This is a genomic window from Corynebacterium sp. KPL1818 (assembly GCF_000478135.1).
In the GTDB taxonomy this organism is placed as follows: domain Bacteria; phylum Actinomycetota; class Actinomycetes; order Mycobacteriales; family Mycobacteriaceae; genus Corynebacterium; species Corynebacterium accolens.
On record NZ_KI515758.1, the window covers coordinates 1 to 22,821 of the forward strand.

Annotated in this window: 17 protein-coding genes, 5 tRNA genes and 2 rRNA genes; 7 read left to right on the forward strand and 17 right to left on the reverse strand. The window is 57.9% G+C overall.

Annotated elements, in window-relative coordinates:
- Window positions 1–11 precede the first annotated feature (11 nt).
- From HMPREF1261_RS00005 to ramA, 4 genes are all read right to left on the reverse strand, one after another.
- A 23S ribosomal RNA gene (locus HMPREF1261_RS00005) occupies window positions 12–3,087 on the reverse strand.
- A gap of 510 nt (window positions 3,088–3,597) precedes the next feature.
- Window positions 3,598–5,115: ribosomal RNA gene (locus tag HMPREF1261_RS00010) — 16S ribosomal RNA — on the reverse strand.
- The 16S and 23S rRNA genes sit together here, the layout of an rRNA operon.
- A 610-nt stretch (window positions 5,116–5,725) precedes the next feature.
- The gene (murA, locus tag HMPREF1261_RS00015) at window positions 5,726–6,994 is read right to left on the reverse strand and encodes a UDP-N-acetylglucosamine 1-carboxyvinyltransferase (protein ID WP_023029512.1); all 1,269 of its coding nucleotides are present in this window, start codon (window positions 6,992–6,994) and stop codon (window positions 5,726–5,728) included.
- 21 nt (window positions 6,995–7,015) lie between these two features.
- Complete coding sequence (gene ramA, locus HMPREF1261_RS00020; RefSeq protein ID WP_005279642.1) at window positions 7,016–7,855, reverse strand: acetate metabolism transcriptional regulator RamA; 840 nt, start codon at window positions 7,853–7,855, stop codon at window positions 7,016–7,018.
- 265 nt (window positions 7,856–8,120) lie between these two features.
- Between ramA and cysK the strand changes: the two genes are divergently transcribed.
- Both cysK and epsC read left to right on the forward strand, forming a co-directional pair.
- Window positions 8,121–9,056: a cysteine synthase A gene (cysK, locus tag HMPREF1261_RS00025; RefSeq protein ID WP_005284610.1), complete on the forward strand. Its 936-nt coding sequence runs from the start codon at window positions 8,121–8,123 to the stop codon at window positions 9,054–9,056.
- Between the two features lie 82 nt (window positions 9,057–9,138).
- Entirely contained in the window at window positions 9,139–9,702 is a 564-nt protein-coding gene (epsC, locus tag HMPREF1261_RS00030; RefSeq protein WP_005284613.1) for a serine O-acetyltransferase EpsC, read from the forward strand.
- A gap of 48 nt (window positions 9,703–9,750) precedes the next feature.
- Here epsC and HMPREF1261_RS00035 read toward each other — a convergent pair whose 3' ends face one another.
- From HMPREF1261_RS00035 to HMPREF1261_RS00055, 5 genes are all read right to left on the reverse strand, one after another.
- Window positions 9,751–10,032 carry a GNAT family N-acetyltransferase gene (locus HMPREF1261_RS00035; protein WP_167530828.1) on the reverse strand — a complete coding sequence of 94 codons (282 nt, stop codon included), beginning with the start codon at window positions 10,030–10,032 and terminating at the stop codon, window positions 9,751–9,753.
- A 56-nt stretch (window positions 10,033–10,088) separates the two neighbouring features.
- Window positions 10,089–10,161, reverse strand: a tRNA-Phe gene (locus tag HMPREF1261_RS00040).
- Between the two features lie 19 nt (window positions 10,162–10,180).
- Window positions 10,181–10,254: transfer RNA gene (locus HMPREF1261_RS00045), tRNA-Asp, on the reverse strand.
- 190 nt (window positions 10,255–10,444) lie between these two features.
- Window positions 10,445–10,518 (reverse strand) — tRNA-Asp (locus HMPREF1261_RS00050).
- A gap of 35 nt (window positions 10,519–10,553) precedes the next feature.
- A tRNA-Glu gene (locus tag HMPREF1261_RS00055) sits at window positions 10,554–10,629 on the reverse strand.
- 82 nt (window positions 10,630–10,711) lie between these two features.
- Between HMPREF1261_RS00055 and HMPREF1261_RS00060 the strand changes: the two genes are divergently transcribed.
- Window positions 10,712–11,044, forward strand: coding sequence for a metal-sensitive transcriptional regulator (locus HMPREF1261_RS00060; RefSeq protein WP_005279633.1), 333 nt, complete (start codon window positions 10,712–10,714; stop codon window positions 11,042–11,044).
- Window positions 11,045–11,075: 31 nt separating this feature from the next.
- Here the strand turns inward: HMPREF1261_RS00060 and HMPREF1261_RS00065 are convergent.
- Window positions 11,076–11,148 (reverse strand) — tRNA-Lys (locus HMPREF1261_RS00065).
- Between the two features lie 126 nt (window positions 11,149–11,274).
- Window positions 11,275–12,777, reverse strand: coding sequence for an acetyl-CoA hydrolase/transferase family protein (locus HMPREF1261_RS00070; RefSeq protein ID WP_023029513.1), 1,503 nt, complete (start codon window positions 12,775–12,777; stop codon window positions 11,275–11,277).
- A gap of 192 nt (window positions 12,778–12,969) precedes the next feature.
- Between HMPREF1261_RS00070 and dusB the strand changes: the two genes are divergently transcribed.
- Together dusB and phoU are read left to right on the forward strand one after the other, a co-directional pair.
- Window positions 12,970–14,115, forward strand: a complete 1,146-nt coding sequence (gene dusB, locus HMPREF1261_RS00075; RefSeq protein ID WP_023029514.1) for a tRNA dihydrouridine synthase DusB — start codon at window positions 12,970–12,972, stop codon at window positions 14,113–14,115.
- Window positions 14,116–14,173: 58 nt separating this feature from the next.
- Window positions 14,174–14,902: a phosphate signaling complex protein PhoU gene (gene phoU, locus HMPREF1261_RS00080; protein ID WP_005279628.1), complete on the forward strand. Its 729-nt coding sequence runs from the start codon at window positions 14,174–14,176 to the stop codon at window positions 14,900–14,902.
- A gap of 84 nt (window positions 14,903–14,986) precedes the next feature.
- Here phoU and pstB read toward each other — a convergent pair whose 3' ends face one another.
- The 5 genes from pstB to mshD form a co-directional block, all read right to left on the reverse strand.
- The gene (pstB, locus tag HMPREF1261_RS00085; protein ID WP_005279626.1) at window positions 14,987–15,760 is read right to left on the reverse strand and encodes a phosphate ABC transporter ATP-binding protein PstB; all 774 of its coding nucleotides are present in this window, start codon (window positions 15,758–15,760) and stop codon (window positions 14,987–14,989) included.
- 51 nt (window positions 15,761–15,811) lie between these two features.
- The gene (pstA, locus tag HMPREF1261_RS00090; protein WP_023029515.1) at window positions 15,812–16,726 is read right to left on the reverse strand and encodes a phosphate ABC transporter permease PstA; all 915 of its coding nucleotides are present in this window, start codon (window positions 16,724–16,726) and stop codon (window positions 15,812–15,814) included.
- 12 nt (window positions 16,727–16,738) lie between these two features.
- The gene (gene pstC, locus HMPREF1261_RS00095) at window positions 16,739–17,791 is read right to left on the reverse strand and encodes a phosphate ABC transporter permease subunit PstC (protein WP_023029516.1); all 1,053 of its coding nucleotides are present in this window, start codon (window positions 17,789–17,791) and stop codon (window positions 16,739–16,741) included.
- 133 nt (window positions 17,792–17,924) lie between these two features.
- Window positions 17,925–19,037 carry a phosphate ABC transporter substrate-binding protein PstS gene (gene pstS, locus HMPREF1261_RS00100; RefSeq protein ID WP_023029517.1) on the reverse strand — a complete coding sequence of 371 codons (1,113 nt, stop codon included), beginning with the start codon at window positions 19,035–19,037 and terminating at the stop codon, window positions 17,925–17,927.
- A 224-nt stretch (window positions 19,038–19,261) separates the two neighbouring features.
- Window positions 19,262–20,164 (reverse strand): mycothiol synthase, encoded by a 903-nt coding sequence (gene mshD / locus HMPREF1261_RS00105; protein WP_034657942.1) that lies wholly within the window; start codon window positions 20,162–20,164, stop codon window positions 19,262–19,264.
- 33 nt (window positions 20,165–20,197) lie between these two features.
- Here mshD and HMPREF1261_RS00110 point away from each other — a divergent pair, with 33 nt between their 5' ends.
- The gene (locus HMPREF1261_RS00110) at window positions 20,198–21,022 is read left to right on the forward strand and encodes a DUF2993 domain-containing protein (protein ID WP_023017912.1); all 825 of its coding nucleotides are present in this window, start codon (window positions 20,198–20,200) and stop codon (window positions 21,020–21,022) included.
- Here HMPREF1261_RS00110 and HMPREF1261_RS00115 read toward each other — a convergent pair.
- The gene (locus HMPREF1261_RS00115) at window positions 21,019–22,056 is read right to left on the reverse strand and encodes a diacylglycerol kinase family protein (protein WP_156907256.1); all 1,038 of its coding nucleotides are present in this window, start codon (window positions 22,054–22,056) and stop codon (window positions 21,019–21,021) included. The genes HMPREF1261_RS00110 and HMPREF1261_RS00115 overlap by 4 nt on opposite strands.
- A gap of 53 nt (window positions 22,057–22,109) precedes the next feature.
- Between HMPREF1261_RS00115 and HMPREF1261_RS00120 the strand changes: the two genes are divergently transcribed.
- Complete coding sequence (locus HMPREF1261_RS00120; RefSeq protein ID WP_023017914.1) at window positions 22,110–22,805, forward strand: FABP family protein; 696 nt, start codon at window positions 22,110–22,112, stop codon at window positions 22,803–22,805.
- Window positions 22,806–22,821: the final 16 nt, after the last annotated feature.

Genomic DNA, 22,821 nt, shown 5'->3' on the forward strand with positions numbered 1-22,821 from the left:
GGGTTGTTGTGGTGTGTTTGTTTTGGTCAATTAGTACCAGTAGCCTTCACACCTTACAGTGCTTCCAAGTCTGGCCTATCTACCCCATAGTCTTTAGGGGACCTCAAAAGAAACCTCATCTTAAAACAGGCTTCCCGCTTAGATGCTTTCAGCGGTTATCCCTTCCGTACGTAGCCAACCAGCGATACCCCTGGCGGGATAACTGGCACACTAGAGGTACGTCCGTCCCGGTCCTCTCGTACTAGGGACAGCCTTCTTCAAGTTTCAACGCGCGCGGCGGATAGAGACCGAACTGTCTCACGACGTTCTGAACCCAGCTCGCGTGCCGCTTTAATGGGCGAACAGCCCAACCCTTGGGACCTACTCCAGCCCCAGGATGCGACGAGCCGACATCGAGGTGCCAAACCATCCCGTCGATATGGACTCTTGGGGAAGATCAGCCTGTTATCCCCGGGGTACCTTTTATCCGTTGAGCGACACCACATCCACAAGTAGGTGCCGGATCACTAGTCCCGACTTTCGTCCCTGCTCGACATGTCTGTCTCACAGTCAAGCTCCCTTGTGCACTTACACTCACCACCTGATTGCCAACCAGGCTGAGGGAACCTTTGGGCGCCTCCGTTACATTTTGGGAGGCAACCGCCCCAGTTAAACTACCCACCAGGCACTGTCCCCAACCCAGATCATGGGCCAAGGTTAGATGCTCAATCCGATCAGAGTGGTATTTCAACAACGACTCCACCACCACTAGCGTGATAGCCTCAACGTCTCCCACCTATCCTACACAAACCGAACCAAACACCAATACCAAGCTATAGTGAAGGTCCCGGGGTCTTTTCGTCCTGCCGCGCGTAACGAGCATCTTTACTCGTAATGCAATTTCACCGGGCCTGTGGTCGAGACAGCAGAGAAGTCGTTACGCCATTCGTGCAGGTCGGAACTTACCCGACAAGGAATTTCGCTACCTTAGGATGGTTATAGTTACCACCGCCGTTTACTGGGGCTTAAATTCTCAGCTTCGCAACCACAAAGGTTACTAACCGGTCCTCTTAACCTTCCAGCACCGGGCAGGCGTCAGTCCATATACATCAACTTAACGTCTTCGCATGGACCTGTGTTTTTGATAAACAGTCGCTTCCCTCTATTCTCTGCGACCCCACAACACTCCAACCGCACAGGTCTTCACGTCACAGGGCCCCCCTTCTCCCGAAGTTACGGGGGCATTTTGCCGAATTCCTTAACCACAGTTCACCCGAACGCCTTAGTATCTTCAACCTGACCACCTGTGTCGGTTTAGGGTACGGGCCATACACACACTCGCTAGAGGCTTTTCTCGACAGTACAGGATCACCACCATCAACCCTTTTAGGGTCTACGCATCACGCCTCAACCACAAAGTGCGGCGGATTTACCTACCACACGGCCTACACGCTTACACCACCAATCCAATAAGTGGCGCGGCTACCTCACTGCGTCACCCCATCACTTGAACCACACATCAGGCCCCACGACATCAACACCACCAACACTCAAAAAAGTGAACAGGTAGCGTATCCGCAGTGGTTAGTATCCGTGCTTTATCATGGGCGCACATGTACGGGTACCAGAATATCAACTGGTTATCCATCGACTACGCCTGTCGGCCTCGCCTTAGGTCCCGACTCACCCTGGGAAGACGAACTTGACCCAGGAACCCTTAGTCATCCGGCGGTAAGGATTCTCACCTTACAATTCGTTACTCATGCCTGCATTCTCACTCGCACACAGTCCACGCCTCCTCACGGTAACGCTTCCACCCATGCACGACGCTCCCCTACCCAAACAACGTATGTTGCTTGCCGCGGCTTCGGCGGTGTACTTGAGCCCCACTACATTGTCGGCGCAGAACCACTCGACCAGTGAGCTATTACGCACTCTTTCAAGGATGGCTGCTTCTAAGCCAACCTCCTGGCTGTCTTCGCGATCCCACATCCTTTTCCACTTAGTACACCCTTAGGGGCCTTAACCGGCGATCTGGGCTGTTTCCCTCTCGACTATGAAGCTTATCCCCCACAGTCTCACTGCCGCACAACACAATTGATGGCATTCGGAGTTTGGCTGACATTGCTAAGATTGTAGTCCCGCTCAACCAACCAGTCGCTCTACCTCCACCAAGCTAAATGCGACGCTGCACCTAAATGCATTTCGGGGAGAACCAGCTATCACGGAGTTTGATTGGCCTTTCACCCCTACCCACAGCTCATCCCCGCAGTTTTCAACCTACGTGGGTTCGCGCCTCCACAACCTCTTACAGCTGCTTCACACTGGCCATGGGTAGATCACCCCGCTTCGGGTCCAGGACATGCCACTTATCACCCCATTAGGATTCGGTTTCCCTACGGCTACCCCACACGGGTTAACCTCGCGACATGCCGCTGACTCGCAGGCTCATTCTTCAAAAGGCACGCCATCACACACAAACAGGTGCTCTGACGGATTGTAAGCACATGGTTTCAGGAACTATTTCACTCCCCTCCCGGGGTACTTTTCACCATTCCCTCACGGTACTATCCACTATCGGTCACACTGAGTATTTAGGCTTACCGGGTGGTCCCGGCAGATTCACAACAGATTCCACGAGCCCGTTGCTACTCGGGAACCCAACAACCCCCACATCATCATCTTCAGCTACAGGACTCTCACCTACTCCGGTAGATCATTCCAAACCACTTCACCTAACAACAATGCACAGGGCGTGCCACTGGTAGATGACACAAAGCTAGGCCCCACAACACCGCACACACAACCCCTACCAGGTATCACATGCACACGGTTTAGCCTCATCCACGTTCGTTCGCCACTACTAGCAGAATCATTATTATTTTCTCCTCCTACGGGTACTGAGATGTTTCACTTCCCCGCGTAACCCCCACAACAGCTATGAATTCACTGAAGGGTAACCCCACATAACCAGGGCCAGGTTTCCCCATTCGGACATCCTCGGATCAACGCTTTATTGACAACTCCCCGAGGCTTAACGCAGCCTTACACGTCCTTCATCGGCTCAGCATGCCAAGGCATCCACCATGTGCCCTAAATAACGAACACACCAACCACCACACACAAACCACACAACACAAAGGTCACACAATCCGTATGCAGTGGCAACAAGTGAACTTGACAAAATAAACAAAAAGAAAAATCACATCACACACAAGACACCACAAGCACAAAAACAAGTGGCATCATGTGAGATGCTCGCGTCCACTATACAGTTCTCACACAACACCCCAACCAGCAACAAACACCACCACAACAGACGACGCTCATCAACCAGTCAGGCACACACAAAAGGGGATAATGCCCCAGACACCCAACAATGCACCAACGTACAATCAACACTCATTTTCGTATACATGGACACTTTTACGCATGTCACAAAGCACTGTCTCAACACTTAGACCTGCTGATTAAGGTGTATGTCCTACCCGGAATTTCCAAACATCGGTGGCAGCAGAACACTCGCCTACTCAACCACCAACCCACCATCAAACAACAGTGGGCAACCCACAACTGTGGGTCATGGCTGCAACTGCAGCCAAAATAAAAGCTCCTTAGAAAGGAGGTGATCCACCCGCACCTTCCGGTACGGGTACCTTGTTACGACTTCGTCCCAATCGCCGATCCCACCTTCGACGGCTCCCTAACACGTTTAGGCCACCGGCTTCGGGTGTTACCAACTTTCATGACGTGACGGGCGGTGTGTACAAGGCCCGGGAACGTATTCACCGCAGCATTGCTGATCTGCGATTACTAGCGACTCCGACTTCATGGGGTCGAGTTGCAGACCCCAATCCGAACTAAGGCCGGCTTTCAGCGATTCGCTCCACCTCACAGTGTCGCAGCGCGTTGTACCGACCATTGTAGCATGTGTGAAGCCCTGGACATAAGGGGCATGATGATTTGACGTCATCCCCACCTTCCTCCGAGTTAACCCCGGCAGTCTCTCATGAGTCCCCAACCAAATGCTGGCAACATAAGACAAGGGTTGCGCTCGTTGCGGGACTTAACCCAACATCTCACGACACGAGCTGACGACAACCATGCACCACCTGTACACCAACCACAAAGGGAAACTACATCTCTGCAGCGATCTGATGTATGTCAAGCCCAGGTAAGGTTCTTCGCGTTGCATCGAATTAATCCACATGCTCCGCCGCTTGTGCGGGCCCCCGTCAATTCCTTTGAGTTTTAGCCTTGCGGCCGTACTCCCCAGGCGGGGCGCTTAATGCGTTAGCTACGGCACGAAAGTCGTAGAAAGACCCTCACACCTAGCGCCCACCGTTTACGGCATGGACTACCAGGGTATCTAATCCTGTTCGCTACCCATGCTTTCGCTCCTCAGCGTCAGTAACTGCCCAGTAACCTGCCTTCGCCATCGGTGTTCCTCCTGATATCTGCGCATTTCACCGCTACACCAGGAATTCCAGTTACCCCTACAGCACTCAAGTTATGCCCGTATCGCCTGCACGCCCGGAGTTAAGCCCCAGAATTTCACAGACGACGCGACAAACCACCTACGAGCCCTTTACGCCCAGTAATTCCGGACAACGCTCGCACCCTACGTATTACCGCGGCTGCTGGCACGTAGTTAGCCGGTGCTTCTTATCTAGGTACCGTCACAAAAAGCTTCGTCCCTAGCGAAAGGAGTTTACAACCCGAAGGCCTTCATCCCCCACGCGGCGTCGCTGCATCAGGCTTGCGCCCATTGTGCAATATTCCCCACTGCTGCCTCCCGTAGGAGTCTGGGCCGTATCTCAGTCCCAATGTGGCCGTACACCCTCTCAGGCCGGCTACCCGTCGCCGCCTTGGTAGGCCATTACCCCACCAACAAGCTGATAGGCCGCGAGCTCATCCTACACCGAAAAAACTTTCCAACCACCACACTAAAGATGGCTCCTATCCGGTATTAGACCCAGTTTCCCAAGCTTATCCCGAAGTGCAGGGCAGATCACCCACGTGTTACTCACCCGTTCGCCACTCGAGTACCCTGCAAGCAGGGCCTTTCCGTTCGACTTGCATGTGTTAAGCACGCCGCCAGCGTTCGTCCTGAGCCAGGATCAAACTCTCCACAAAAAGAATTTCAGAACAACAAAATCCTGAAAAGGCCGTGAAAAGCCCAAACCTAACCAAAAGAACAAACCACCACAAACCCACAAAAGCAGGCCCATGCTGGCGTCCAAAAATTACTACAAAGAAAAAATCACTGCCTCCCCAACCCGACGGGGCACAAAAAGGGAGACAAAAAGTTGAACACAATCACATGCCAACCAATCCATCAATGCAGCCGAAACACTAAACAGTATTCAAAAAGATGCGTATTCCAACACCTTACCGGCACACACCAACCAACAAGCACACAACGCTTGCCAGCCAACAGACCAATCAACACACAACCATGCACACAAAAATAAAAAATAAGTACATTGGCACACTATTGAGTTCTCAAACAACATCCACACACCACAAGAAAGTTAACCAAACGTTAACCTCTCAGCGGCGGCTCGTACCAACTTACCCAACAACCTGAACCAAGTCAAATCCTCGAGCCAAGTCAGTACAAAAAGTCACTCAAAAGTAACCAACCGGCTACCTCTCGGCGACTTCGATAAAGTTACACCCAACCCCGAAAAACACACAAATCCCCAGCACACACCGTAAAAATGCGTACTGGGGAGAGGTTAATTTAGAAGAGTTCTTCTTCCTGCGTCCTTTCGATGGTGGCTCCAAGCCGCGAAAGGTTCTCCACAAAGTGGGGATAGCCGCGGTCAATATGGAAGACATCGTGAACGGTCGTGGCTTCGTCTGCGCACAGCGCGGAGAGGACCAGGCCGGCTCCGGCGCGAATATCGGAGCTCCACACGTGCGTAGAAGAAAGATGCTCCTTACCGCGCACCACCACGTGGTGGCCATCTACTTGGGCATCGGCACCCAGGCGCAGCATCTCGTCAACGAAGCGGAACCGGGATTCAAAGACGTTCTCCGTGATCACGGTGGTTCCTTCGGCGATGGCGGAAATGCCGATGGCCATGGGTTGGAGGTCCGTCGGAAAGCCTGGGAAAGGCAACGTCTGGTAATCCACCGCGGTGGGGCGCTTTTCCATGCGCAAGCGGAAGCCGTTTTCATAGGTTTCAATATCCGCACCGGCGGACTTCAGCTTTTCCAGGGGAAGGTGCAGGTGGCGCGGGGCAATGCCGCCGACGGTGATATCGCCTTGCGTCATGGCGGCGGCGTAAGCCCAAGTGCCGGCCACGATGCGGTCACCGATGACCTCGTGCTCCGTGGGATTGAGCCGCTCGACTCCGTGGATGGTGACCTCGGAGGTGCCCTCGCCCTCGATATTGGCACCCATGGATTTCAACATCTCGCACAGGTCCACGATCTCCGGCTCGCGGGCGGCATTGTGGAGAACGGTGGTGCCTTCGGCCAAGACTGCGGCGGTCAAGATGTTTTCCGTCGCACCAACGGAAGGAAAGTCCAGGCGGATGGTGGAGCCACGAAGCTCGGAGGCCTCAGCCACCACGGCGCCGTGTTCAATGCGCGTGGTAGCGCCGAGCTTTTCCAAGCCGGTCTGGTGCATATCGAGCGGGCGGGAGCCAATGGCGTCACCGCCGGGCAGCGCTACCTTGGCATGCCCGCAGCGCGAGGTCAGTGGGCCTAGGACGCATACCGATGCCCTGAATTGGCGGACCGCATCAAAGTCCGCGTTCGATTGCGGCTTCGCGGGGGTGGTGATGCGAACGGTACTGCCATCGATTGTCACCTCGCAGCCCAAGCCTTCGAGCACCTTCTTCATCAAAGGTACGTCCAGAATCTCTGGGCAATTGGTCAGCGTCGTCGTCCCCTCCGCCAGCAATGCGGCGGCCATGAGCTTAAGGACGCTGTTTTTCGCGCCATCTACCTTGACGGTGCCTGCAAGGCGGGCACCGCCGGAAACAATAAACTGATCTTTCACAGGTTTCTACGCTACCGGTAATCAGGGCAACGCGCCGATCCGGCGGGCTGCATTGACGGCTTCGTAGCGAGTATGCGCCCCCAACTTGCGCATCACGGAGCGCAAGTAGGATTTCACGGTTTCGGCGCCAATTCCCATTTCCTCTGCCGCTTCGACGTTGGTGTGGCCGAGCGCCACGCAGGAAAGGACATCGAGCTCGCGGGCGGACAGCTTGGTCGATTGCTTCACGCGCACGGGAGAAACCATCTGATCGCAGAGTGCCTCAAGTTCCTTGCGCAATTCCTCGTCCTCGACGCGGTTGGCTAGCATGCGCAGCTTGGAGTGGGTGGAACGAACCTGTTCCCATTCCGCACCGTTCATGGCGTGACCGCGGGAAGCGCCTCCCTTTCCGCCATCGGCGCGGCGCATCGCGGAATTGACCGCAAGGTCTTGCTCCAGGGTCCGGGCCGTCATCGTTACTTCCTCGATGACCTTATCTCCCAAGCGCACCGGGGAGTGCACGCCAACGTAGAGCACTCCGCGGATTTCACGCTGCACAGTAACGGGCACGGCCACGATCGAGTGCAGGCCTTCGTCTTGAATGACGCTGTCGTTCTCGTGGGAAATGGTGGTAGCCCGCGTGTAGTCCGATACGCCCACCGCGCGGCGGGTGGTAATCACGCGCCCGCCGACGCCCACGCCGGCATCGATAAGCAGATTCTGCAGCGCCGGCGTACGCAGGCCCACCCACTGGGTAATTTGCAGGCGGTTATCCGCCAATAATGTCGCGTACATCGTCACCGGGATTCCGGTGGCGGTTTTGAGGGACGACAGTGCCGCGCGTACGGATTCTTCATCATCTTTGAGGCGATGCGACTCCATGAGACTCTTTCCTCGTCGGGGGTAACCAAGCAGGTGCACCCGATATCCCCGAAAACTTGGGGACCAGCGGGTAACTACGTGGAATTATAGACAGCAAGTGGGGGTAATTCGAAATCGCCTCTTTGTTTCCCCAGCGGTGAATCCCACATTCCATGCCCGAATAGGCTGTCTGCAATAAATATACCACTCTGTCTACTTAAATAGTGTATCCTTACGCTTGTACCTGATTTGACCGCGAATCTGATTCCCAAAGGAGTCTTAATAAATGGCTATTTATAACAATGTCCTGGAGACCATCGGCGGTACCCCGCTCATCCGCATCAACCGCCTAGCAGAGGGCAAGGGCGCCACCGTGCTGGCCAAGGTAGAGTCCTTTAACCCAGGTAACTCCGTGAAGGACCGCATCGGTCTGGCCATCATCAAGGCCGCCGAGGAGTCCGGCGACCTGAAGCCGGGCGGCACCATCGTTGAGGCTACCTCCGGTAACACCGGCATTGCCCTGGCACTGGCCGGCGCAACCTTGGGCTACGACGTCGTCCTCACCATGCCAGAGACCATGTCCAACGAGCGCAAGGTGCTGCTGCGCGCATACGGTGCAGAAATCATCCTGACCCCGGGCGCTGCCGGCATGCAGGGTGCGGTTGACAAGGCCAACGAGGTCGTCGCCGAGCGCGGCAACGCCATCCTGGCTTCCCAGTTCGCTAACGAGGCCAACCCCAAGATCCACGAGGCCACCACCGGCCCGGAGATCTGGGAAGACGCCGAGGGCAATGTCGATGCCTTCGTCGCTGGCGTCGGCACCGGCGGCACCATCACCGGTGCAGGCCGCTACCTGAAGTCCAAGAACCCAGACGTCTACCTCGCAGCCGTTGAGCCGGCTGACTCCCCTGTCCTGTCTGAAGGCCAGGCCGGCCCGCACAAGATCCAGGGCCTGGGCGCCAACTTCGTGCCGGACGTGCTCAACCGCGAGCAGCTGGATGAGGTTCTGACCGCTTCCCTCGAGGAGTCCATCAAGCTTTCCCGCGCTCTTGCCACCGAGGAAGGCCTGCTGGTTGGTATTTCCGCCGGCGCAAACCTCTCCGCCGCACTGAAGCTGGCCGAGCGCCCCGAGTTCGAGGGCAAGACCATCGTCGTTGTCCTGCCGGACTTTGGTGAGCGCTACGTTTCCACCGTTCTTTTTGAGGACATCCGCGAGGCATAATTAGCCCCGCCACCTAGTCCGTGAATAAAAGGCACCCGTCAAGCTTGGCGGGTGCCTTTTTGTGACCAGTACTATAGTCCCCATGAGCATTATTAAATATATCCGCGAAGATTTAGCCAATGCCCGCGACCACGACCCTGCCGCCCGCGGCGACGTTGAAAATGCGATCGTCTATTCCGGCCTGCACGCCATCTGGTCTCACCGCGTCTCCCACTGGCTATGGAAGCGCGGCCTGCGGGGCCCTGCGCGCATCCTGGCCCAAATTAACCGCTTTTTTACCGGCATCGAGATCCACCCAGGCGCCACCATCGGGCGCCGCTTCTTTATCGACCACGGGATGGGCATTGTCATCGGCGAAACCGCGGAAATTGGCAATGGCGTCATGCTCTACCACGGCGTGACGCTCGGCGGTCAGGTGCTCACCCAGACCAAGCGCCACCCCACGGTGGAAGATAACGTCACCATCGGCGCAGGCGCCAAGGTCTTAGGCCCCATCACCATCGGGGCTGGTTCCGCCATCGGCGCCAATGCCGTGGTGACGAAAGACGTCCCGGCCGACCACATCGCCGTGGGCATCCCCGCCCAAAACCGGCCTTCAAATAGGCATGAGCGGGTCAAACTCGTGGATCCGGACTACTACATCTAAATAGACTAAAGCGGCCTACAGGCTTATGTGGGCCGCTTTTTGCTGTGCTTAACCGCGCAGCAGATCCTGGTATTCGGAGTTCTTGTCCATAAAGTGCGCCACTGCGGAACAGGTGGCGATGACCTTCATGCCGGCCTCCCGGGTTTCATCGAGGGCCGCCTTAATCAACGGCGAGGACAAGCCCTGGCCGCGGAAGTCATCCCCGATGACCGTGTGATTAAATTCGCGGGTATCACCGGAATCTACGTACTCGCAGATTCCTGCCTCCACACCATCAACGGTGAGCACGAAACGGGACAAATCGGACTGATGAGAAATTGCTTTTTCCATGTCCCCCATTAAACCAAAAATGGCCCCTCCTTGATAATAAGAAGGGACCATAGTTGTGGCCAGAGCCAGGATCGAACTGGCGACCCCACACTTTTCAGGCGTGTGCTCTACCGACTGAGCTATCTGGCCAGAAACCCGAAGGTTTCCGCGACCTTGACGGGACTTGAACCCGCGACCTCCGCCGTGACAGGGCGGCGCGCTAACCAACTGCGCCACAAGGCCATTTTCAGTTTTGTGTGCCCCTTGGGCACGGGTAGTTACTTTACACAGACGCCTCGAAACAACACAAATCAGCACTACAAAGGCGGTTTTCCCGCGCTTGCCGATGCCCCTGCATCAAGGTGACACCACCACACAGCGGCCTAAAACCAAAAAAGAACAGCACCCGCCGAAGCGTGTACTGTTCAGAATGCGACCTTGACGGGACTTGAACCCGCGACCTCCGCCGTGACAGGGCGGCGCGCTAACCAACTGCGCCACAAGGCCAAATGAGAAATTATTTAGAACCAACACGAAAGTGTTGGTACCCCCAACGGGATTCGAACCCGTGCCGCTGCCGTGAAAGGGCAGTGTCCTAGGCCGCTAGACGATGGGGGCCAGTCGCTTCTTGGCGACTTCTAGAAATATACTGGAGACATCACCAAGAAACAAAATCGCTCCCCCAGAAGGAGTTTTTACCATGTCTGAGCAGCAGAAAACTTGTTCCTGCCACGAGCCGGATGTACACGGATACAACGCCGATAGCAAGAGCAAAGCGCGTTATCTGGCGCGCCTGAAACGCATCGAAGGCCAGGCGCGCGGGATTCACCGCATGGTCGATGAGGACCAGTACTGCATCGATATCATCACCCAAATCTCCGCGGTGACCTCCGCACTAGAGAACGTCTCTCTGGCGCTCTTAGAGGACCATATAGAGCACTGCGTGGCCGGTGCGGCGGCCGAGGACGGCGAGGTGGCTAAGGAGAAGCTAGCGGAGGCTATGCACGCCATTAAGAAGCTCGTGAAAAACTAGAAAAGGAGCCGCCCGAAGGCGGCTCCTGATGTGGGCCCTGTGGGGATCGAACCCACGACCTGCGGATTAAAAGTCCGTAGCTCTACCAACTGAGCTAAAGGCCCAACGTCACTCTATATTAGCGTGTTGACTTTTAGATCTCCTAATTCACCCCTCGCCTGAGAGTATCCACACACAGCAAAAGGAGGGCTTCCCAACCGGGAGGCCCTCCTTTGCCATGGCGGTGGAGATTAACCGCGCATGTCACCCTTTTCCATGAAGTTAACCTGGAAGTCGAAGGCGGACTTCAGGTCGTGCGGGGTGTGCTGGAACTTGTTTTCCTTCGCACGCTCGTAGTACTCCTCCAACAGCGGACGGTAGTCCGGGTGAGCCACGGCGATAATCTTCTCTACGCGCTGCTTTGGAGCCAGGCCACGCAGGTCAGCCACACCGTATTCGGTGATGATGACCATGGTGTCGTGCTCGGTGTGGTCCGTGTGGGATACAAACGGAACCAGAGCGGAGATGGCGCCATCCTTCGCGATGGACGGGGACACGAAGGTGGAGATGTACGCGTTACGGGTGAAGTCACCAGAGCCACCGGTGCCGTTCATGATGCGGGAACCGGACACGTTGGTGGAGTTGATGTTGCCGTAGATATCTCCCTCGATCATGCCGTTGGAAGAAATCAGGCCGACGCGGCGGATGACCTCAGGGTGGTTGGAAATCTGCTGCGGGCGCAGGATGATGTGGTTGCGGTAGCGGTCTGCCTCCGCGTTCATCTTTTCCGCGTACTCTGGCGACAATGCGAAGGAGGTTGCAGAAGCCACGGTCATCTTGCCGGCATCGATAAGGTCCAGCATGCCGTCCTGGATGACCTCGGTGTATGCCTGGATGTTTTCGAACTTGGAGTCCAACAGGCCTGCCATCACGGCGTTCGGCACGTTACCCACGCCGGACTGCATGATGAACTTGTCGTACTCAAGGCGGCCTGCGGCTACCTCGCCCTCCAGGAACTCGATGAAGTTAGCGGCGATCTTCTCAGAGGTCTCGTCCGGCTCGCGGAATGGAGCGTTGCGGTCTGGGGAGTTGGTCTTAACAACTGCAACGACCTTCTCCTCTGGGATCTCCATGTAGGTGGTACCGATGCGGTCGCCCGGCTTGTTAATCGGGATGGGCTGGCGGTTAGGCAGCTTGTCGATGCGGTAGATGTCGTGCATGCCCTCGAGGTTCTCGGACTGCCACTCGTTGATCTCGATGATGATCTTGTCTGCAGCCTCGACGAACTCGAGGTTATTGCCCACTGCGGAGGAGGGCACGATATGGCCTTCCTCGGTAATGCGTACGGCCTCGATGATGGCTACCTGGAAGTCACCGTAGAAGCCCTCTTCTACCTGCTGGCCCAGGTGGGACAGGTGAATGTCCTGGTAGAGCGCGGTGCCATCGTTGAACTGCTTACGCAGCAGTGGGTCAGAGTTGTACGGGGAGCGGAAGTTAATGGCTTCCGCCTCTGCCAAAACACCGTCGCAGTCCGGGGCGGTAGAAGCACCGGAGAAGAGGTCAATCTTGAACTCTTCGCCCTTGTCATGCAGCGCCTTCACCTTATCTGCAATGGCGGTAGGCAGACCCTTAGGGTAACCGGCGCCGGTGAAGCCGGAGATGCCTACGCGGTCACCATTGTTGACGTGCTTCGCAGCCTCCTCTGCAGAAACTACGAGCTTCTCAAACGGGGCGTATGCGATTCTATCGGACAACTGTCATCCTCCTTTATCTGCGAGTAGACCGGGGTTACGGCCAACCCAATTTAGTTACACAGACCACAGTAGCGAAAATTAACGTTTTTGCCACCATCATTGTGTGATCTTCACCCCAATCATGGGACTCCTCGGTAACCACCACCTTGCTGTTAGTTGCTAAATTCCGCCGTTAACGAGCACAATTAGGGCGTGAATTTGCGCATTGGAAACTATGACCTCTCCTCCCCCGTCATCCTCGCCCCCATGGCGGGGGTAACCAACGTCGCCTTCCGCACGTTGTGCCGGGAGCAGGAGCTGGCCCGCACCGGGACGGTGTCAGGCTTGTATGTCTGCGAGATGGTCACCGCGCGCGCCTTGGTGGAGCGCAACGAGAAAACCATGCACATGACCACCTTTGCCCCGGATGAGGATCCGCGTTCCCTGCAGATTTATACGGTGGACCCGGAATACACCTATAAGGCCGCCAAGATCATCGTGGATGAGAACTTGGCCGATCATATCGACATGAATTTCGGTTGCCCCGTCCCCAAGGTGACCAGGCGTGGCGGCGGCTCTGCCCTGCCCTATAAGCGCCGCCTGTTTGGCAATATCGTCTCTGCCGCCGTCAAGGCCACCGAGGGCACGAATATCCCCGTCACGGTGAAAATGCGCGTGGGCATCGATGACGAGCACCACACTCACCTCGATGCCGGGCGCATCGCCGTAGATTCCGGCGCCGCCGCCGTGACCTTGCACGGGCGCACGGCCGCGCAGCGCTACTCCGGCGATGCTCGGTGGGATGAGATCGCCCGGCTCAAGGAGCACCTGGCGGATACCGGCGTTCCGGTGCTGGGCAATGGCGACATTTTCCGCGCCGATGACGCCCGCCGCATGATGGAAGCCACGGGCTGCGATGGCGTGCAAGTAGGCCGCGGTTGCCTAGGCCGCCCATGGCTTTTCGCGGAGTTGAGTGCCGCCTTGCGCGGCGAGTCCATCCCCGCCGAGCCCACCTTGGGCGAGGTCACCCAGGTAATCCACCGCCACGCGGAGCTGCTCGCGCAACACGAGGGCGAGGATCACGCGTCCAGGGACATCCGCAAGCACATTGGCTGGTACCTGCGCGGCTTCCCCGTCGGCGGACAGGTGCGCGCCGGCCTAGCCAAGGTGGATTCCTTAGAGAGCCTGCGCGAATTGCTGGCACCCTGGGCGGATTCTGATGCTTTGGCTGCCGATGCCGATGGTGCGCGCGGGCGCCAGGGCTCGCCCTCCAAGGTCGCGCTTCCCGATGGCTGGCTTGATGACCCCGAGGATGAATTCGTTCCGGTCGGCGCCGATATTTATAACTCTGGCGGCTAAAATCGCACAGGTGTGACTCAGCAAGCATTTGCGCGGTTTGTGAGCTATCATTTCCTGCATGCGTACTGCCTACCGTGAGCATCTGGACAACTTCTCGCACGACCTCATCGTCATGTGCGATACCGTCCGCACCATCATGGATAAGGCCTCCCAGGCGCTGCTCGATCGCGCCCTGGAACCCGCGGAGGAAGCGCTTAGCCTCACCGAAGAACTCGATGAGATTCGCTCGCGCTGCTCCGAACGCGCGGTAAAGCTCCTGGCGTTGGAAAATCCCATGGCCCAGGATCTGCGCCAGGTGGTATCTTCCATTTACATCGTCGAAGACCTCTTCCGCATGGGACAGCTAGCCCAGCACATTGCCGATGCCGCGCGCCGCCGCCACCCAGAGGCCGTCGTGCCCGCTGAATACCTCGGGTTCATGGAAGAAATGTTCCGCCTGACCCAGGAAATGGGTTCGGTGGTGCACGATATTTTGGTCACCCCGGATGCCGAGCTCTCCGTTAACCTGCGTTCCGATGATGATGCCGTGGACGATATTAACCACCACCTGCTGCGCATCCTCACCCAGCGCGAATGGGAAGGGACGGTGCGCCAGGCCGTAGAGACAGCGCAGATTACCCGCTACTACGAGCGCTACGCCGATCACTGCGTTTCCGTGGCTGGGCGCATCATTTACTTCGCCACCGGCCTATTGCCGGAAGAGTTTGAAAGAAAACTCCAAGAGGATCAAAAGGACGCCGAGTTCGAGGCCCGCATGAGCGAACTGGAACGCCAATTCCGCCGCTAGGACCATAGACCTAAAACTGCCACAAGGGCGGTACCTCCCTGCGCTGGAGGTACCGCCCTTGTCGGACAATCAGGGGGCTACGTATTAGCCGAAGCGACCGGAGATGTAATCCTCGGTCTCCTTCTGGGAAGGGTTCTCAAAGATGCGGGTGGTTTCATCGAATTCCACCAGGTGGCCCGGCTTACCGGTAGCTTCCAAGGAGAAGAAGCCGGTCTTATCGGACACGCGGGCGGCCTGCTGCATGTTGTGGGTCACGATGACGATGGTGAAGTTTTCCTTCAGCTCGTGGATGAGATCCTCCACGGCCAGGGTGGAAATCGGGTCCAGTGCGGAGCAGGGCTCGTCCATCAGCAGAACTTCTGGCTCCACGGCAATCGCGCGGGCGATGCACAGGCGCTGCTGCTGACCACCGGACAGGCCGCCGCCTGGCTTATCCAGGCGGTCCTTGACCTCGTCCCAAAGGTTAGCGCCGCGCAGGGACTGTTCGGCAACTTCCTTGAGCTTCTTCTTATTCTTCTCACCAGACAGCTTCAGGCCGGCAACCACGTTGTCCTCGATGGACATGGTGGGAAATGGGTTGGCCTTCTGGAAGACCATGCCGATGGTATTGCGCACGGATACCGGGTCCACCTTGGGGCCATAAATATTAGTGCCATCGAGCAGGATCTCGCCCTTGACGGATGCGCCAGGGATGACCTCGTGCATCCGGTTCAAGGTGCGCAGTACGGTGGACTTACCGCAGCCGGAGGGGCCGATGAAGGCGGTCACGGCCTGCGCCGGGATCTGCATATTTACGTTCTGCACGGCGTGGAAATCGCCGTAGAAAATATCGACGTCATTGAGCTCGAGCTTAGACATTGTGGAGGTTTCTCCTCTTAAGGGGTGTAAAAGTGGCGGAATCGTGTGCGGCTATTTCTTGACCGAGAACTTCGCGGAAATTACTCGCGCCGCAATATTGAGGATGGCGATGAGGATAACCAGCGTCAGCGCTGCGCCCCACAGCTTATCCAGCACGGCAGGCTGCGCGCCGGCCTTGTACATATCAAGCATCATCAGCGGCAGCGAAGACTGCGAGCCCTTAAACGCGTCCCAGTTGATGACCGAGGAGGAACCAACCAAGACCAGCACTGGGGAGGATTCACCCATCACGCGGGCAATGGCCAGCATGATGCCGGTCACAATGCCGGACAGGGCGGTTGGCAGCACGATGCGTGCGATGGTTTTCCACTTGGGCACGCCGAGCGCATAGGAAGCCTCGCGCAGGTCCATGGGAACCACGCGCAGCATCTCTTCGGTATTGCGCACCACGATGGGAATCATCAACAGGACCAAGGACAGGGCGACGGCAAAGCCGGAGCGGCCAAAGCCAAAGAGCGTAATCCACATGGCGAAGATGAACAGCGCCGCCACGATGGAGGGCACGCCCGACAGGATGTCCACCATGAAGGTGGTGGTGCGGCCGAGCCAACCACCCTTGGAGTATTCCACCAGGTAGATGGCGGTAAAGATGCCGATCGGGATGGACAGGATGGAGGCCAGTGCGGTTTGCACGAAGGTACCGACGATGGCGTGGGCGGCACCGCCGCCTTCGGCGCTATTCATCACGCCGCGCTGGGACAGCGTCCACCAGTCAGCGGAGAAAACCACGCCGCTACCGCGCGAGATTAGCTCCCAGAGGACCCAGATCAAAGGGACCATCGCCAAGGCCATAGCGGCCCATACAACGACGGTGGCAATGCTATTGGCCGCCTTGCGGGAACCGGAGATTTCCAGGAAGGTTGCCCCACCAGCGGAGGCCGGCTTGTTATTTGTCGTAGTAGTCATTGTTGTCCTTCCTTACTTGCTCTTCACGATGGCGCGGGCAATGGCGTTGACCACGAACGTCAGCAAGAACAGCATCAAACCGGCAGCGATATACGCACCGGCGCGCGTCTCGTTACCGAACTCGGCAGCGGCGAGGGCGATGGCCGTGGCGAAGGTAGTGCCGCCATCGAAAAGCGAGAAGCGGAAGTCCACCAGCGGCGAGACCACCATGTACAGCGCCATAGTCTCACCCAAAGCGCGGCCCAAGCCCAGCATGGAGCCGGCAACGTAGCCGGACATGCCGAAGGGCAGGACGGTCATGCGGATGACTTCCCAGCGCGTTGCGCCCAGCGCCAGAGCGGACTCGATCTGGCCGGGAGGGGTTTGCACGAAGACCTCGCGGGCGGTGGCGGCGATAATGGGCAAAATCATCACAGCGAGCACGATGCCACCGGTAAAGAGGTTGCGGCCGGTAGCAAAAGCGGGCGAATTATCGTAATGGGTAAACAGGAAGAACCCGCCGGCCCAGGATTCCAGCCAGGTATAGAAGCTGGACAGGGCCGGGCCGAGGACCTGCCAACCCCACAGGCCGTAGACGATGGACGGCACGGCGGCCAGCATGTCCACCAAGAAACCCAGCGGCTTAACCAGGCGTGCCGGGGCGTAGTTGGACAAGAAGATGGCAATCGCAAGCGCCACTGGCATGGCCAAGATCAGGGCGAAGACCGAGATGAGGACGGTGGTGCCGAACATGGTCGGGATACCGAACTTCATCGCGGAGGTATCGGTGGTCTCCCACCGCTCACCGTGGGTGAAAAAGCCCAGCAGGCCATTCTCGTTCACGCTGAGCGCCGGCACGGCGCGCCAGATGAGGAAGGCAGCAATCGCCGCGATCATCACGGTAATCAGCGTGGCAGAGGCCGTGGAGAGGAATTCGAAAATGCGGTCACCGGGGCGCTTGACGGAGCTACCGGAGCTGGAGGTAGCCAAGTCATTCTCGTTATCGCCACGGGTATGAGGCTGTTCAACGCCAGAGACGGGAAGGGTCTCCGAGGTCGATGCCTTGGTGAGATTATTGTCTGCCATGAGACGTACTAATCCTTATTTAAAGTGGAACAAAGGGTCATGCGTTACATGCCTGCGCCCCCAAAGCGCGTCTCGAGGGCGGCAGTGGGGGCGGGCGGAGCGTTATTTCGCGAGGTAAAGCGCAGTTTACGCCTTACTGCAGTGCGTCAACGGCGCTCTTCAGGCGGTCAAGGTGGTCACCCTTAACTGGGATGAAGCCCTGCTCTGCCAACTGGTCATCCTGGTGGTCCAGAACGTCGTTGAAGAAGGTCTTGACCAGTTCAGCGGTCTCGTCATCGTAGCCAGCGGAGCAGACGATGTTGTAGGTGGTCAGGATGAGCGGGTATGCACCCTCTGCATCGGAAGCGAAGAGGGCCTTGGAGTCAACGACCATGTCGTTCTCGGAAGCGGTGTCCTTAAACTCCAGGTTCTCCAGCGCCTTGTTGACGGTGTCGTCATTCAGCTCAACCGGGCCGTTGCCAAAGTCAATCTTGGCCTTCTTGACGCCGTCAGCTTCCTTCTGGTCAGCGAAGCCGGCCTCAACGTAGGTGATGGCACCCTCGATGTTTGCAACCTGGTCAGCAACGCCGGAGGAGCCGTTTGCGCCCTCACCAACGGAGTCAGGGAACTGCTTGCCTTCGCCGTCCCAGTTACCGGTGGAAGCGGTCAGGAACTTCTGGAAGTTATCGGAGGTACCGGACTCGTCAGAACGGAAGATGACGTGGATGTCGGTGTCCGGCAGGTCTGCGCCCTCGTTATCAGCGGCAATGGCCTCGTCATTCCACTTCTTGATCTCGCCCTTGAATATCTTGGCAATGGTATCGGTGGAGAGGTTGATCTCCTGGTCGCCCAAGTTATAAGCGATGGCAACTGGGCCGATGGTGGAAGGCAGGTGCCATGCGTCGTTGCCGTCGCAACGCTCCTTGGCAGCCTCAATCTGGCCGTCGTCTTCCTTCAGCGGGGAGTCAGAACCAGCGAAGTCTGCCTGGCCGTTCAGGAATGCCTCAACACCCTTACCGGAGCCGGAAGCGGTGTAGGACAGGTTTGCGTCTGGGTTGTCCTCTGCGAAGACGGTGCCGAAGTAGGACATTGCGTTCTGCTGGGAGGATGCGCCCTCACCAACAAGCTCGCCAGCGACGCCGCTGCCCTCGGAGGATCCCGAGGAGTCAGAGGAAGAGGAGGTGTCCTCAGAGCACGCTACGAGAGCGGTAGAGGTAGCGGCCACGAGGCCGAAGATAGCGGCAGAGCGCTTGAAGTTGCGAATCACGGGAAAACCCTTTCCGGTGCAGATCAGAGATTGATTGTCCGAGGAAACCGCATCCCCATCAAAGGGGAACCCACATCCCACGTCCGCTTTTCGGCAGCGGGGTGCAGGTGCGCAGGCGCGGCTTTCTCACAATCAGTAAAGCTAACCGGCGGAATTAACCAGCAGGGTGACGTGAGGTAAACACTTAATGAACATGCCAAGAAGTTGACATGACCTTAATCGCACTAGCCCCAGACAACGTGCTCTTCATCAACGGAAAAGCCCAGCCGTTTGTAGGCCTTCAGCGCCGGTTCATTATCCGCTTCCACGTACAAAATAACCCGCTGAGCTCCCTTTTCTACCATGCGGCGCAGGCCAATCTGTAGCAATGGACCGCCCAATTTTTGGCCGCGGTACGCCTCTGCAAGGCCCACCACGTAGACCTCACCAAAGCCGGGATCTTCTTCCTTGTGCCACTTGGTCCAGTGGAAGCCAGCCAGGGTCGGGTGCCCCTGCTCTTTTTCGTCCCAGAAGAACAAAACGTCCTTAGGATCGAACCACTCGGCCTCCATGCCGCGGTGCAGGCGCTCTAAATCCCAGCCGCCTTGTTCTGGGTGCCAATTAAAGGCCTCGTTATTAACGCGCAGCCACTCGTTTTCCACGGTGTCCTTGCCCCACTTGTCCACCGCCTCGCTGTAATTGGCGGCTTGTAGCGGAAGCTCGCCTACGTGGGCTGCGCTATCCAGATCACTGCCCTCGATGCCCATGACCACGAGGGTGCGGGTGACCTTCAGGTCGCGGGAATTAGCCAAGGCCTGAGCGGGCTTGCCGTTGCCATGCGCCCAAGTCTCGAGGTTGGTGGTGGCGTTAGCGGTGGCATCGTAAAGCGCGGTGCCATAGCCCTTGCCGCGATAATCGGGGGCGATAAAAAGCTCCGCGGTGGAATCCTCGCGGCTGGATACGCCAATGGGCTCGCCATCCAGCCAAGCCACCAAGTGCTTGTGATGCAGGCGCTCATCGCGCAGGCCATTGAGGAATTGCTCCGACAGCGGGGCGATGCCGTCGGTCTTTTCAGCGTGCGCTGCTAGTTCTTCCAGGGTGCCCGCAAGCTCTGGGGAGGCGGGGAGGTTTTCTTCGGTGATATTCATGGTGCCCATAATACGTAGGCTAAATTTGAAGGCGTGAGTGTAGTCAAAGTCGACCGGCGCATTGTGCACGTCCTCATCGTGGTGGGCGTGGTCATTGCCGCATGGGTGGCCGATGCCTGCGTGGCCATGCATTCTGAGCACAAGATTGCCCAGGAGGTTAAGGAGAACTCCAGGCTGGAAAACTCGCCCCAGGTGTATATCGGCGGCACCCCGTACCTGTTGGCGGCAGGCTCCAAGGAAATTCCTTATCTGCAGGTCAAGGCGCTCGATGTGGAGGTTCCCAAGCTGGGCATGGTCAATGCCTCGACCGTGCTGCGCGATATTACCGTCACCCCTGAGCAGGTAGTAAGCGGCGATATTGAAGGCGCACCCGTATCCACGTATTCGCGCGGAATTTCCCTCGACGGCGTGGCGTTAGGCCGCCTTTTGGGCATTACCGATCTTTCCATTGCCAACCCGGATGATATTTCTCCCTCCGGCGGCGTTTCTGCCGAGGCGGAGCTTACCGGCACCCTGCCCGGCGATAAGGAAAAATCCACCGCTATGGTCACACTGCGCCTGGTGGGCCCGGAGTTCCGCATGGAGGTCTACGGAACCGATGATCCGCGCCTCAAGGAGGCGTTTTCCCTCAACTTCGATACACGCGAGCTCCCGCTGCCGGCGCAGGCCACCATGGTAAGGCTGCAGGGCGGCACCATTTACTTTGAGGTCCAGCGCCGCAATATCAAGGTCCAGATGGCCCAGCTATCCCCGCTGGAAATCGAGGGATCTGAGCAACGAGCCGTGGAAGAGGCCGAAAAGAAGGCGGCCGATACCGCCAATAAGGTAGGCCCCGCACCGAAAGAGGGTGAATCCTAGCGGAGGCGAATAAAGTCCCGCAGCACTTCCTGCACGGAGCGCTGGGCCACCTGCCGCCTGTCTTGCGGGGCGTAGACCTCGATGGCATCGGCCACAGAGGTCAGCGTCACGTGGCGGAAGGTCCCCTCGGATTCGCCATCGGCTTGGAAGCGCTGCGGGGTGTGGCAATCGAGCTCAACGCGCTTGGCGTCATCAAAGCCCAGGGTCTTTTCCTTCACCAGCCGCTTGAGCCAGCCGTGCTTATCGGCGCCAAAGAGGTGCAGCAGGCCGATGACCCCACGCACACCGCTGAGTTTTTCCAGACCGAAAAGGGCCAGGCCCTCATCGAAAGAATTGCGCGGGTTGGTCACGACCGGCAAGGGCCCCAAGAAGGTCCAGGGGTTGGTATTAGAGGTAAATAGGAGCGGGAAGTCCTTCTTATGGAGCGTCTGCCCCAAGCGCGATTCCGCGTGCACCGTAATCTGCGGCGGGTTGCGGCGCGCGCGTAGCCAGGCCCGAATGGCCACGTTCAAGTAGCGCAGCGGCGTGGCGGAAAAGCCTTGTTCGCGGGCGCGGTCCACGCGTGCGAGGACGTCCGCATCCATGCCAAAGCCGGCGTTGACGGCAAACCAGCGTTCGTTCCAAGTGCCCAGGTAAATGGTGCGGCGCAGATCGCGCTCGAGCATGCGGGCCAGAACGTGGGTGGCCTCAACCGGCGTATTGGGAAAGCCGAGGGCGCGGACGAAGACGTTCGCGGATCCGGTGGGAATGACGGCGAGCGCCGGCACCTCGTGCGGGCTGGGGATATCTTCATCGGCCGGTCCCAGCAGGCCGTTGACAATCTCATTGACGGTGCCATCGCCGCCCACGGCAATGATGACATCATAATCATCCCTGGTAAGCCCCCGAACGATGTCTTCTGCATGCCCGGGGTAATGGGTGAATTTGACCAATAGGTGCATGCCTTCTACGGCCCGCAGGGCGGGCACGATTTGGCGAAAGAGCCCGTTGGATTGCGAGGTCGAATTGGGATTGGAAATCATCAGCGCATGCACAACGGACCAGTCTAGTAGTTAAAGCGGCCCCGGCACGACTAGGCTGGACGCCCATGAGCGAAAATACCGAGAACACCAATACCCCGAACGTCGAGACCGCCGCCGCGTCCCACCCGGAAAACACCTCCGGCGCGCTCAATGGCAATGACGCGGTCAACCAAGCCGCCGAGCAGTGGAAGGACGCGGCCAGCCACAATATCCCCGCCATTGAGCTTGGCGATGTCCCTGTTCCCGCCGATACCGCCAACCTGCGCCAGGGCCCGTCGCTACACGATGGCCTGCTGGGGCTCCTCCCCCTCGTAGGCGTCTGGCAGGGCGAGGGCCAGGCCCACGACACCGATGGCAGCGAATACACCTTTGGCCAGCAGCTGGTCGTCGCCCACGACGGCGAGAATTACCTGACCTTTAGCTCGCGCACCTGGAAGATCGATACCGAAGGCAAGCCGCAGGGCCCGTCTACCCGCGAGACCGGTTTCTGGCGCATCTCCGCCAAGGATGAAATCGAGGTCACCTACACCTCTTCTACCGGCATCGTGGAAATCTTCTACGGCGAGCCCTTCAACGAGCGCGCTTGGCAGCTCGAATCCGCCTCCACCATGGTCACGGAGACCGGCCCGAAGAACCTGGGCCCCGGCAAGCGCATGTACGGCCTCATGCCCAATAACAACCTGGGCTGGGTAGATGAGCGCATGGTCGATGGCGAAATGCGCCCCTACATGTCCGCCGAGCTCACCCGCATCGCCGGCTAGAGCTGGTTAAAACTGG